This window comes from Microbacterium longlingense (genome assembly GCF_058349825.2).
On the sequence record NZ_JBYRJA020000009.1, the window covers coordinates 91,593 to 103,017 of the forward strand.

Here is an 11,425-nt window from a genome sequence, read left to right on the forward strand (position 1 = left end):
GGCACCCTGGTCTGATGCAAGAAATCAGACCTAACTGCCAGCCGCATACCGGTATTTGTTCTCACGTTTCGCGCCCGGATGAGGTGTATCTTGGCTAGACCTCGGACCCCTATCGGCACGTTCGGAAAAATCAGCCATCGCAGGATCAAGAAGGGCGTGTGCCAGGCCCGAGCACGCTACCGCGATTGGGATGGGAAGCTGCGCGCGGTGCAGTGCACCGGAGCGACGAAAGCCGCAGCCGAACTCGCGCTCAAACGCAAACTCTCCGAACGGTCACTCTTCCAGCCGGGGTTTGCCGGACTCAGTGCCGACAGCACGTTCGCGAAGCTCGTGGACTACTGGCTTGAAGATATGGAGGTCGAAGACCGGCTCTCACGGACCACCCGGAACCTCTATGAGAGGAATATGCGAACCCTCGTCGCTCCGTCGTTCGCCGAACTCACGCTACGCGAGATCGGGGTCGCACGTTGCGACTACTTCCTGAAACAACTCGCGAAGCAGAGCTACAACCGTGCCCGTCAGGCTCGAGTCGTTCTGCGCCTCGCACTCGGGCTCGCAGTACGGCATGAGGTGATCCCGCGCAATCCGATGGATCACGTTTCCCGGTTGCGCCGACCCGTCCGCGCTCCTGATGCGTTCGAGGACTCGGAGATCGAACTAATCCGCGAGGCCGTGCGCGAGTGGGAAGAGCGAAAGATCGTGGCTGGCCCAAAGCCAGACGGACAGCTCGGGCAGATCATCGAAGTGCTCCTCGGCACCTCTGTTCGGATCGGCGAAGTGCTCGCGATCCGTATCCGAGACCTCAACCTCCGGGGCGCGATCCCGACGGTCAGGATCACAGGCACGATTGTCAGCAGAAAGGGTGAACCGACTCATCGCCAAGATCATCCGAAGACCTCACGCTCGGTTCGGACGATCGCACTGCCGCAGTTTGCCGTGGCCGCGATCCGCGCACGGCTCAAGAAGCGGCTCTCGATCGATCCTGATGCGCTCCTATTCTGCAACCGCAACGGCGACCCACTCACAACGAACAATGTCCGCCGCCGACTCCGCGACGTGATGGACAAAGCAGGGCTGAACGGCGTGACCCCGCATCGATTCCGTCGCACCGGAGCGACGGCGATCAACAAGGCCGGCGGCATTGACCTCGCAGCCGAACTCCTCGGGCACACCGACTCACGGATCACAGCCCAGCATTACATCGTGCGCGATGATCTTGTGAACCCCGCCACTGCACGCATGTTGGAGGAGAGGTATGGCGGCACCGCGTGATCTGATCAGCCCAGAGCCGGGAAGACCGCCGCCACCCTGCCGCAGCTCCAAGCGCTCCTATCGGCATCATTGCCAGAAAAGTTCCTAAAGGGGAAGTTATCTGACATTACTTACAGAGGACTCCCCGCCGTCCGGGCGACGGGCAGTCCCGACCCCGGGCGCTTGGAGGAGGTCGCCAAGAAGTCACCATAAACCCCGTTCCGAAGCTCGATGCAGCCCATGTCGGGGCACGGAAGTTAGTGGGCCAAACTAGTGGCCAACGCTCTGCAAAGCATGAAATCTGTGATGCGCTGTGCAACGTGAGAAAGGGAATAACCCCGGTCAAGTGGGGTAAATGGCTCAGCTTCTTGCCTGTTAGTCAAGAGGGGTAAATGGGTCAGCTTCTTGCCTGAGCATTGGTCGATTTCTGGACCGGATATCACAGCTTCCAACGCGAGCCGATGACAGTGGGTGAGATCCTACGCTGCCGCTCTACGGAATCGCTGAAGCTCCGAATTGCCTCGCATATTCCAGTGATTGTCTCGGTGCAACCCACTAGCCAGTGAACCGTGCGTGCAATTGCGCTTAAATCGGTCCGCAATGAACCCTAAGGCAGGATTGTGTATCGGAGATAGTGGAGAGCGCAGTGCAAGTGCGGTGGCAGACCCGCGCGGCCGAGTGCTACGCGAGATACTTAGGCTGACGCGGCCGCCGGTTTGGCCGTGCCAGAGCGGCGCAGGACATCGACGGTTCCGCAGCAACCGGCGCTGCCCGTGGACGCATCGGTTACTGGCAATACTCACAGTCTCGGTTTGCCTCCCCCTATCCGGAGTACTGTCAGGCATAGAGGCTCTAGACCTTCTCGAGCGCTCTACCAGAAAGCAGGGACATCATGTCCGATCACAAGAACGCAGCACCGAACCCTCAGGCGAAGGAAGCAGCCGGCACCCCGGCCGAGGAGAAGCCGAAGGCACCGGAGCAGCCCGCGGGCAAGTAGCGTTTAGGCCTCACGGTCACTGAGTTTGAGTCCCTGTTCTCTTCGGAGAGCGGGGACTTCTTCGTGCCGCTGGGGCCGTTAAGTGGTGGTGTCGTTGTCGATCTTGCTGATGTGCTGGGGTCGTTCGCTCCGCGACTTCGTGACGATCGGTAGCCGGGGACCGTCTCATATGTAGAGCGTTGTTCTTCGCTCGTTGACTGGTGCGGTTTGTAGGCTGCGCTGCTGATGTATGGAGGTAGTTCAGATGGCTACGGATGAGATGAATACGACTATTGCTTCCGAAGGGAGCACTCCTGCGACTCGGGCTGGGAAGACGCCCGGGCACACCTCGCGAGTGGATCGTGTACCTTCGACCTTCCAAGTCGCTGCTGGTGACGAGGGCCAGTCTGCGGGACGGACGACAATTGCCGAGGGCGTGGTCGCGAAGGTCGCGGGCATCGCTGCTCGTGAGGTGTCGGGGGTGCATGCGCTTGGCGGCGGAGGGGCTCGCGCGTTCGGTGCGATCCGTGATGCGGTGAACGCGACGGATCTCACGCAGGGAGTGAAGGTCGAGGTGGGCGAGACCCAGGCTGCCGCGGATATCACGATCGTGGTCGACTATCCGGCGCCGATCCAGGAGGTCGCCGATAACGTTCGCAGCGCGGTGACCGCGGCAATCACTCGTCTGGTCGGTTTGCAGGTCGTCGAGGTCAATATCGACGTGAATGATGTGCACCTGCCGATCGACGATGCCGACGACGACACTGAGTCGCGCGTCTCATGAGTGCGACGCTGACCGGGGCGCTGGTCGGCGCAGTGCTGGCTTTCGCTGCGCTGCTCTTCGGGTTCTGGGGATTCCTGCTGGTCGCGCTGCTCATGGTGGTCGGGGCTCTGACCGGGCGAGTGGTGTCGGGTCAGCTGGATCTCCGCGCGCTCGCTAGCGCGTTCACGGGGAGGCGAACCTCGTCATGAGCGTGCTGACCGTTGCATCCCCGAGCATTGCGAGCACACCTGATGCTGTTTCGCCGGCGCCTGGGAGCGTTCGGGTGCATGAGCGCGTCATCGACAAGGTTGTTCGGGAAGCGTCAGCGGTCGCGATCGGTGTGTCTCGAGACGACGTGAACGTCGAAACGGCTGAGTGGGGCGGAGGTCTTGCCGTGCGAATCGCGGCGAAGCTCCCCGTCGCCGATCTCAGCGATCTCGAGGCGATCGAGGCTGCGGTGCCGGTCCTCGAACGGGTTCGTGCACTTCAGGTCGAACTCGCTGAAGAGTTCGCGCGTTTGACAGGACGGGACATCCGCCGTGTGTCGTTCACCGTCACGGGAGCGATCATCCCGAAGCGAAAGCGGGTGAGGTAGATGACGAGTGCCGTGCTGAAGCGCGTGGTGCGTCGAGAGATACACTCTCCGCGCACCGTCTCGACCGTGATCGTCCTTGCGCTAGTCGTAGTTGCTGCGATCTACGTGGGTGTCGAGATTGTCTTACATCTTCTCGGTGTTGGTCCGTTTCTGGTCGCGCCCGGAGCCGCGCTGACGTGGCTGCAGGAGCTGCCGGACCAGCATCAGGGCCTGGTCGTCGCAGGAGGACTCCTCGTGGCGGTTGCCGGGGTGGTTCTCGTGTGGTTCGCTCTCGGCGCCGGCCGAAGGCCGAAGCACGAGCTGGGATCCTCCTCGTATGCGGTGCTTGTGGATAACGGAGTGATTGCGTCGTCGGTCGCGGAGCGGGTGCGGCGTGAGCTGGACCTCTCCAAAGGCGCCGTCGTCGTAGGTGTCGGTCACCGCAGCGCGGATATCACCGTCAGGCCAGAGCCCGGACAACCCGTCGATAGGCGTCATGTACGCGCGGTGGCCGAGTCGGAACTGGCCGGTTACGAGTTGTCGCCCCGTGTGAAGGTGCGGGCACGAGTCCTGCGCGCCGCAGATGTGGAAGGTCTGTCATGAATGCCACGAACCGAGGCGTGAACCGAGCGGTCCTCTTCATCGTCGGTGTTCTGCTGATCGGCGTTGGCGGTGCAACGGTGATGGCCATGTTGTGGCCTGTTGCCGGCGACCTCTGGAAGAGCTGGTCATCGACCGGGGTGGACTGGATGGTGAGCGCGGATCAGGCGTCGCGCATTTCGGAAGCGACTACGGTGAGCTGGTTCACTCTGGCGATCCTCGCTCTGCTGGCGCTGATGGTGGTCATCGCGGTGATCGTCATCGCCCGGCTGGGTGGTGGACGAAGCATCGTGGTGATCCGCGAAGAGGTCGGGACCGGGGCACTAGGGTCGGTCACGATCCGTCATGGATTCGCGGCCGACGCGATCACCCGATCCCTCGAGTCGCGTGAAGAGATCCTCTCCTCGAAAGTGAACGCCCGCAGACTGTGGGGCGCCGATGTACTTCATGTGAGCGTCACGCCGAGGCAGAACGTATCTCCTGTCGAGGTCGCCGAAACGGTGACGGGGCTCGTCGGCCGCCTGGCGACCTTGCTGGGGCGGGAGATCTCGACGATCGTGACGATCCATTCCGGGATCCGCTCGCGGCTCGCGGCTGACCAATCCCGAGTGAACTGACCCCCGCGTTACCGGGGCTTGACGAAAGGAACAATCGATGCGGAAGAACATCCTGATACTTGCGGTGATCGCTGTTGCCGCCTATCTGGTCGGCGTGGAGTCGGCAAAAGCGCGCGGGAAGAATTACGAGGACCTGCGACACCAGCTCGAACGGCTTTGGACGAACCCAGAAGCGAAGAAGTCACGCAAGCGCATGGCGAAGAACGCCAAAAAGTCGCTCGAGAAGGCACGCAAGAACTTTCTCGGCAGCTAGGGCAAAAGTGCAGCAAGGCGCTGCCCCAGAACGTCGCTCCCAGACCCCGGGAGCGTTCCAGAGAATGAAAGGAAATCACACGATGAGTGCTGGAGACAAGATCAAGGCCGCAGCCGACAAGGTCACCGGTCAGGTGAAGGAGACTGTCGGCAAAGCGACCGACGATGACAAACTCGTCGCCGAAGGCAAAGCGGACCAGGCGAAGGGAACCATCAGAGACAAGGTCGAGGACGTCAAGGACGTGTTCAAGAAGTAACCGCGCCATCGGGGCGGGCGAGATCGCCCGCCCCGATTACCCCGTTTCACTCATTCGAAAGGACTGCTCTCATGGGCTTCTTCAGTTTTCTCATTCTCGGGCTGATCGCCGGCGCGATCGCCAAGCTCATCCTCCCCGGCAAGCAAGGCGGTGGCTGGTTCGTCACTCTGCTGCTCGGTGTTGTCGGGGCGATGCTCGGGGGCTGGCTCGGCGGCCTCATCTTCAACGTCAACCTGCAGGGCTTCTTCAACCTTTCGACCTGGCTGCTCGCGATCGGCGGATCGATCCTGGTGTTGCTCATCTATGGCCTGATCACCGGTCGCCGCGCGAAGAAGTGACCCAACCTCACAAGCCATGGACGAACTGACGGATACGGGTAAGGATGAGGGCCAACGGGCGGTCGTCGCACCGCCCGTTGGCCCTCGAAGGAGAGGTGCCCTTGGTGTCAGGGGGATGAAGGATGAGCAGTGAGCCTTACCGCAACCCGTTGGAGTCAGCGGACGACCGGATCATCGCCGGACGCGCCGCGGACGGAGACACGGCAGCATTCGCCGTGCTTGTTCGCAGGTACACCCCGATGATGCGTGCTTACACGCGGCGGATCCTTCCGGGCAGCGCGGATGTCGACGACGTCGTCCAAGACGCGTTCATCACCGCCTGGGACCAGCTCCCGAAGCTGGATGATCCCGGGCGGGTGAAGAGCTGGCTCATGCGGATCACCAGCCGCAAAGCGATCGACCGCATCCGATCCACCCGACCCCACTCCGATCTGAGCGAGACAGAGCTACCGGCACCGGATCAGATGGCCCCGCCGCGACGAGCGGAAGCGCGAGCAGGGATCGCGGCGTTGAGCGACGCGATCAATCGGCTCCCCGACGCCCAGCGTGAATGCTGGGTGCTGCGAGAGCTGGGCGACTATAGCTACGATGAGATCGCCCAAGAACTGGAACTCCCGGTATCGACGGTTCGGGGATTGCTCGCCCGTGCACGAAAAGACATCATTGTTCGAATGGAGCAGTGGCGATGAACGAACACGATACCCCTGATCTGCGGGGCCGCGTGACCGAGTTCGAGGACCTCGACGGGCACACCATTGAAGAGCTCTCTGACTACCTCGATGCCGGGCGCACCCCTGTGGACGCTTCGATCGAAGGCTCGCCCGGTTGCCGCATCGCTCTGGATGCCCTGACCCGTCTTCGAGAGCTCACCCCCGAGCTCCTTGCAGCCGACACTTCGGCGGAACCGGAGCCCGACGACACCTGGGTGCAGAGCATCCTCGCCGGCATCACTCTGGACGCGCGCGCCGGACGGCGCATCCCACTGCCTGCGCCCGCGCTCGAAGCCGACTTGGGCGTCACCGAGGGCGCCGTCCGGGGCGTGATCCGCGCGGCGGAGCATACCGTGCCCGGCGTCGTTATCGGCAAATGCCGATTCGACGGAGATGTCACGGTGCCGGGCGAACCGGTGCGGGTCCGCGTCGATGTCAGCGTGCCCTACGGCGAACCGATCCCGGATCTTGCAGAACGCCTCCGCAGTGAGATCAGTGCACGTGTGATGACACACACCACTCTGAACGTGACCGGCATCGACATCACCGTGCACGATATCCAGCAGCTTCAGAACCGGACAGAAGGAAACCGATGACCGAGCCGACGGATCAGGCAATGGCCGAGGACATCGAGACTGCGATCAGGGCCGTTCCCGGTGTGGCTTCGATCTTCCGCACTGGCGGCATCATCTCGAAAGTGGTCGATGCCGGCGCTCAGCTCCTCGGAGCTCAACCGAATGAAGCACCGCTTGTCCGCTGGGAGCATACGCCGGACGGCCCGCGAGCAGAGGCCGCGATAGGCGTGCTCGCCGCCGCGGGAGCTGCTGAAACCAGTCGCCGAGTACACGCAGCGATTGCCGCGCTGTGTACCGGTCGTGGCTGTGCCCCTGTGGAGATCCGCCTCACTGTCGTCCACATCGACGATGGCCCCGGAGACCTCGCGTCCCGACGAACGTCGACGGCGAGCCTAGTGATGCCGACTGAAATCTCGCCTCAAGGCTGAAGCCGCCGCACAGCCCGGCGCAAATCAACACACTCCGCAGCAGGCCCCATCATGACGCGCCTGCGCTGAGCTTGCTGAGGCGCTCGTCGAGGCTGTCGATAGCACCTCCGGCAGCGCCGGACTCACATCGTAGTCCTCGCGCGGAGGCGGATGAGATAAGCGGGGCAGCAAAACCTTTCCTGCGTTCACCGCGAGAGTCAGCGCTACCGACGAGTAGCGTCAATGGAGTCGCCTCCTCCCTCTTGCCTCAGTTCCTCGGTGCGGTCGTTGTCCTGTTGATCGCGGATGATCTCGAAGTTTCGGCGGCGCGTGGTTTCTTCGGTGGGTGTGTATGCGTGTCCAGAGTCCTGTATCGCGCGCTCCCATCGTTCCGCTCGCTTCCGCGCGATTCTTCGATGATCCGTTTCCTTCTCGGGGGCGTTCTCTTTTGCATTCATGTTGTCACCGTAGCTCGCCCGTATGCGAGGCGTTCAGCTTCGACGAACTGCGAAGAGACGCCCGTGACGCTGTGATGGCCGCCGCGCTTGGCTCGTGCGGTCGCCCTGAACCTGAGCGTTGCGGGACGCATGGACCCAGACGAGTGGCCTTGAGCGCGATCTTCACCGTGGGGCCCAAGACAGGGCCACCGAAGCTGTGAGGCGTACATGTAGAGGGCGTAACGTCAGATCATGGATACACAGACACGAACGAGCGGTGTAGAGACCGCGACGCTGGGCCTGGGATCGGTGCTGGTGGGTTCGTTGCCTGCCACGCTGATGACCGATGAGGCCCCGGATCGATACACGGTCGAGGCCGTGTTCACGCGACGCCCCGAACGGGACGAGGTGATCGAGATTCTGGGGAGCGAGACCCGAGACTTTCTCGCGAAAGCCGGCTACCCGACCGTGGAGGTGACGGTGTCGGATCGTCGCCTCGAGATCGCGAACACGAACCTCGAGGAGTTGCGCGACGGACTTGCGAGCGTTCTCGCTGATCGCCTGGCCGGCATCAGCGCAGGGGTCCGGGATCGACAGGACGCGGCGGCGGTCGTTTTCCAGAACGCGGCTGTGAGCGAGAACGCGCGCACCGCGGCGGTCACCGCTCTCGCGGAATCCGTTACTTTCGCCCCATCCCCAGCTGGTCAGGATTCGGCGGGAGCGGAGGCGAACCGTGCCCGGTCGGATCGCGCTCAGATCGATGACTGGACCGATGAGGGCGGTCACGGACGTTCCTGACGCCCAAGCCCGCAGGATCTCAGGTGCATCATGAACGAGTATCGTTCGACCCGGACTCCACGAACGAGCCGGCCAATCAACGGCAAGGGCGGGAGCGAGTTCACAACATTGGCGAAAACGATCCGAGAACAGGGGCTGCTGCGTCGCCGGTACGGGTACTACTGGACGAAACTGATCGGGCTGCCCCTGGTCCTCACCGGCGGCTTGCTCGCGTTCGTCTGGATCGGTGATACCTGGTGGCAACTCTTCACCGCGGCGCTCCTCGCGATCCTCTTCACCCAGATCGCGTTCCTCGGCCACGATTCCGCGCATCGCCAGATCTTCGTGTCGGGAAAATGGAACGACTGGGTGAGCATCGTCCTCGGCGACCTCCTGGTCGGTATGAGCTACGGGTGGTGGCAGCACAAGCACACGCGCCACCATGCAAACCCGAACAAGCTGGGTGCCGACCCTGACATCGACCTCCCGGTGATCATCGTCACTCCGGATAGGACACCCCCGAGAAGCCGGACGCTGAGATGGCTTCGGGCGCATCAGGGCGTGTTCTTCTTCCCGATCCTGCTCCTTGAAGGGGTCTCGTTGCACGCGTCCGGGATACGCCGAGTGCTCTCAAGGGGTGAGCTGAAGCGGCGCGGGGTGGAGATCCTCTTTCTGCTGATCCGGCTGACCGGGTTCCCGGTGCTGGTGTTCATCGTGCTCTCGCCGGGAATCGCGTTCGTGTTCCTCGCCGTGCAGCTCGGCGTGTTCGGGTTCTACATGGGAGCCTCGTTCGCGCCGAACCATAAGGGGATGCCGGTCGTGCCGAGAGACGTGAGCCTCGATTTCCTGCGACGCCAGGTGATGATGAGCCGGAACATCCGCGGTACCCGTATTCTCGATAGTGCCATGGGCGGCCTGAACTATCAGATCGAACACCACCTGTTTCCTTCAATGCCTCGCCCGCATCTGCGCAAGGCAGCACCGATCATTGCCGAATACTGCCGAACCCACGATGTCCCGTATTTGCAGACGGGATTGTTCGCTTCGTACGCCATCGTCGTGCGCTACATCAACCGTGTCGGGCTCGGGGAACGCGACGTGTTCACCTGCCCGCTCATCGAACAGCGCAATCACTTCACGATGCCAGCAGCATCGTGAAGTTTCCTCGCGCAGACGGGACGGTGAGGCGGTCACATGCCGCCGTGGTCTATCACCCGGCGAAGATCCCACTGGAGCGCGTCCGTGCTGCAGTAGAGATGCAGGAGCGAGCGCTGGGCTGGGCAGCTTCACGCTGGTACGAGACCGACGCGCAGGATTCCGGACGCGCCGCGGCAGAGCAAGCCCTGGCGGGTGACCCGGCAGTCATCATCGTGGCCGGTGGCGACGGCACCGTCCGGGCCGTCGCAGACGTCGTCCACAGCTCCGGGATTCCCATCGCACCGATCCCCACCGGTACCGGGAACCTCCTAGCCCGCGACCTCGGTATCTCGCTCGGCGATGTCGAGGGCAACATCGAGGCGGCATTCACCGGCGCGACGCGGGCTGTGGACGTCGGGATCGCCGAGTTCGACGATGCCACCAGCACCTCACAACGACATGCCTTCGTCGTCATGGCAGGTATCGGTCTAGACGCTGAAATGGCCGAGTATACGAGCGCAATCGCGAAGAAGCACCTCGGCTGGTTCGCGTACGTCACCCCTATCGCCAAATCGATCATCATCAACCGGCTCTTCCATCTCGACTACCGAGTCGATCAGAGCAGGGTCAGGTCCACGCGGGCGCACACGGTGATCGTGGGCAACTGCGGGACGCTCACGGGAAACATGCTCCTGATCCCCAGTGCGGTCATCGATGACGGGCTTCTCGACGTGGTCATGATGCGTCCGAAAGGACGATTCGGGTGGGCTCGGATCGGCACGCGCCTCACTTTGCAGGGCATCGCACGCCGTTCCCGGCTCAGCCGGCGCGTGCTCGAGCGCGCGCCGGATATCCACGCTCTCGCGTACGTTCAAGGCAGGCAGTTCGAGGCGCGCTTCGACATCCCGCACTTGATCGAACTCGACGGAGACAGCTTCGGTCACGTGACCCGCGTCAATGTCTATATCAGCCCCGGTGCGTTGCAAGTCCGGGTTGCCAGATGAACTGACTGATCGCAAGCAAGCAATGCTGGGGCGTGCGGTACGCACGCCATACCGTAAGAGAACATCCCCCGCTGAGCCACGTGAGGGAGAGGCGGGTTATGCTTTCGAACGCTTCGCGCGCTGCCGGAGCAGCCCGAATATCAGGGTGCCGACGAAAAGCACGATTCCGATGATGGCCAACCAGAGCAGGCCCTCGAACACGAACCCTACGATCGACAGCACCGCCCATGCCACAAGCAAGATGAGAAGAACTGTCCACATGTTCCTCACCATACGCGCTTTCTCGGGCCAGAAGCCATGCTCGGCAACACTCACAGGAACATCGTGCCGCGACTTCCCGGCGCAGGGGGCGGCATCTTTAACTGGAGGAGATCTCTACGTTCATGAAATTTCGTCCAGGAGGTCGCCATAAACCCATCATTAACCCTGCAGGATGTTGCTGGCAGGATGCAGAACTAGTGGGCCAATTTAGTGACCAACGCTCTGCAAACCATGCAAAACCTGACGTGATCTGCAACGTGTGAAACACTAAAACCCCGGTCAAGTGAGAGAAAAGACCGATCCGTCTGCCTGGGGGTCAAGGGGTCGCAGGTTCAAATCCTGTCAGCCCGACCGAGAGGTCCCGGAAACTCAAGGGTTTCCGGGACTTTTTCTGTAGGTGGATGTGATCCGGGGGTTATCGGCAGAAAAGAGTGGATGGGGTTGGGCGTGTCAGTGTTCGCCGATCCAGCCTGAGCGGTGCCAGAGTCC

At 62.4% G+C, this 11,425-nt stretch carries 16 protein-coding genes; 15 read left to right on the plus strand and 1 reads right to left on the minus strand.

Going from position 1 to position 11,425, the window contains the following annotated elements; translation table 11 throughout:
• Positions 1–90 precede the first annotated feature (90 nt).
• The 15 genes from AC3RXY_RS13405 to AC3RXY_RS13475 all read left to right on the plus strand — a co-directional run bounded on the left by AC3RXY_RS13405 (position 91) and on the right by AC3RXY_RS13475 (position 10,675).
• Complete coding sequence (locus AC3RXY_RS13405) at positions 91–1,272, plus strand: tyrosine-type recombinase/integrase (protein WP_491511419.1); 1,182 nt, start codon at positions 91–93, stop codon at positions 1,270–1,272.
• Between the two features lie 1,220 nt (positions 1,273–2,492).
• Complete coding sequence (locus AC3RXY_RS13410) at positions 2,493–3,011, plus strand: Asp23/Gls24 family envelope stress response protein (RefSeq protein ID WP_491511420.1); 519 nt, start codon at positions 2,493–2,495, stop codon at positions 3,009–3,011.
• Positions 3,008–3,199, plus strand: coding sequence for a DUF2273 domain-containing protein (locus AC3RXY_RS13415; RefSeq protein WP_491511421.1), 192 nt, complete (start codon positions 3,008–3,010; stop codon positions 3,197–3,199). The genes AC3RXY_RS13410 and AC3RXY_RS13415 overlap by 4 nt, the downstream gene beginning before the upstream one ends.
• Positions 3,196–3,585, plus strand: a complete 390-nt coding sequence (locus tag AC3RXY_RS13420) for an NTP pyrophosphohydrolase (protein WP_491511422.1) — start codon at positions 3,196–3,198, stop codon at positions 3,583–3,585. Before AC3RXY_RS13415 ends, AC3RXY_RS13420 begins: the two co-directional genes overlap by 4 nt.
• Entirely contained in the window at positions 3,586–4,167 is a 582-nt protein-coding gene (locus AC3RXY_RS13425) for a DUF6286 domain-containing protein (RefSeq protein ID WP_491511423.1), read from the plus strand.
• The gene (locus AC3RXY_RS13430; protein WP_491511424.1) at positions 4,164–4,781 is read left to right on the plus strand and encodes a hypothetical protein; all 618 of its coding nucleotides are present in this window, start codon (positions 4,164–4,166) and stop codon (positions 4,779–4,781) included. Before AC3RXY_RS13425 ends, AC3RXY_RS13430 begins: the two co-directional genes overlap by 4 nt.
• A 37-nt stretch (positions 4,782–4,818) precedes the next feature.
• Positions 4,819–5,034 carry a hypothetical protein gene (locus tag AC3RXY_RS13435; protein WP_055346121.1) on the plus strand — a complete coding sequence of 72 codons (216 nt, stop codon included), beginning with the start codon at positions 4,819–4,821 and terminating at the stop codon, positions 5,032–5,034.
• A gap of 82 nt (positions 5,035–5,116) precedes the next feature.
• On the plus strand, positions 5,117–5,290 hold the full coding sequence (locus tag AC3RXY_RS13440) for a CsbD family protein (RefSeq protein WP_491511425.1): 174 nt from the start codon (positions 5,117–5,119) through the stop codon (positions 5,288–5,290).
• A gap of 71 nt (positions 5,291–5,361) precedes the next feature.
• Complete coding sequence (locus AC3RXY_RS13445) at positions 5,362–5,628, plus strand: GlsB/YeaQ/YmgE family stress response membrane protein (protein ID WP_055346123.1); 267 nt, start codon at positions 5,362–5,364, stop codon at positions 5,626–5,628.
• A 122-nt stretch (positions 5,629–5,750) separates the two neighbouring features.
• Positions 5,751–6,317: an RNA polymerase sigma factor gene (locus tag AC3RXY_RS13450; RefSeq protein ID WP_491511426.1), complete on the plus strand. Its 567-nt coding sequence runs from the start codon at positions 5,751–5,753 to the stop codon at positions 6,315–6,317.
• Complete coding sequence (locus tag AC3RXY_RS13455; RefSeq protein WP_491511433.1) at positions 6,314–6,934, plus strand: Asp23/Gls24 family envelope stress response protein; 621 nt, start codon at positions 6,314–6,316, stop codon at positions 6,932–6,934. The genes AC3RXY_RS13450 and AC3RXY_RS13455 overlap by 4 nt, the downstream gene beginning before the upstream one ends.
• The gene (locus AC3RXY_RS13460) at positions 6,931–7,341 is read left to right on the plus strand and encodes a hypothetical protein (RefSeq protein ID WP_491511427.1); all 411 of its coding nucleotides are present in this window, start codon (positions 6,931–6,933) and stop codon (positions 7,339–7,341) included. Before AC3RXY_RS13455 ends, AC3RXY_RS13460 begins: the two co-directional genes overlap by 4 nt.
• A gap of 668 nt (positions 7,342–8,009) precedes the next feature.
• On the plus strand, positions 8,010–8,555 hold the full coding sequence (locus AC3RXY_RS13465) for a hypothetical protein (RefSeq protein WP_491511428.1): 546 nt from the start codon (positions 8,010–8,012) through the stop codon (positions 8,553–8,555).
• Between the two features lie 30 nt (positions 8,556–8,585).
• Positions 8,586–9,692: a fatty acid desaturase family protein gene (locus AC3RXY_RS13470; protein WP_491511429.1), complete on the plus strand. Its 1,107-nt coding sequence runs from the start codon at positions 8,586–8,588 to the stop codon at positions 9,690–9,692.
• Between the two features lie 44 nt (positions 9,693–9,736).
• On the plus strand, positions 9,737–10,675 hold the full coding sequence (locus tag AC3RXY_RS13475) for a diacylglycerol/lipid kinase family protein (protein WP_491511430.1): 939 nt from the start codon (positions 9,737–9,739) through the stop codon (positions 10,673–10,675).
• Positions 10,676–10,771: 96 nt separating this feature from the next.
• Here AC3RXY_RS13475 and AC3RXY_RS13480 read toward each other — a convergent pair whose 3' ends face one another.
• Positions 10,772–10,990 (minus strand): hypothetical protein, encoded by a 219-nt coding sequence (locus AC3RXY_RS13480; RefSeq protein WP_208047053.1) that lies wholly within the window; start codon positions 10,988–10,990, stop codon positions 10,772–10,774.
• Between the last annotated feature and the right edge of the window lie 435 nt (positions 10,991–11,425).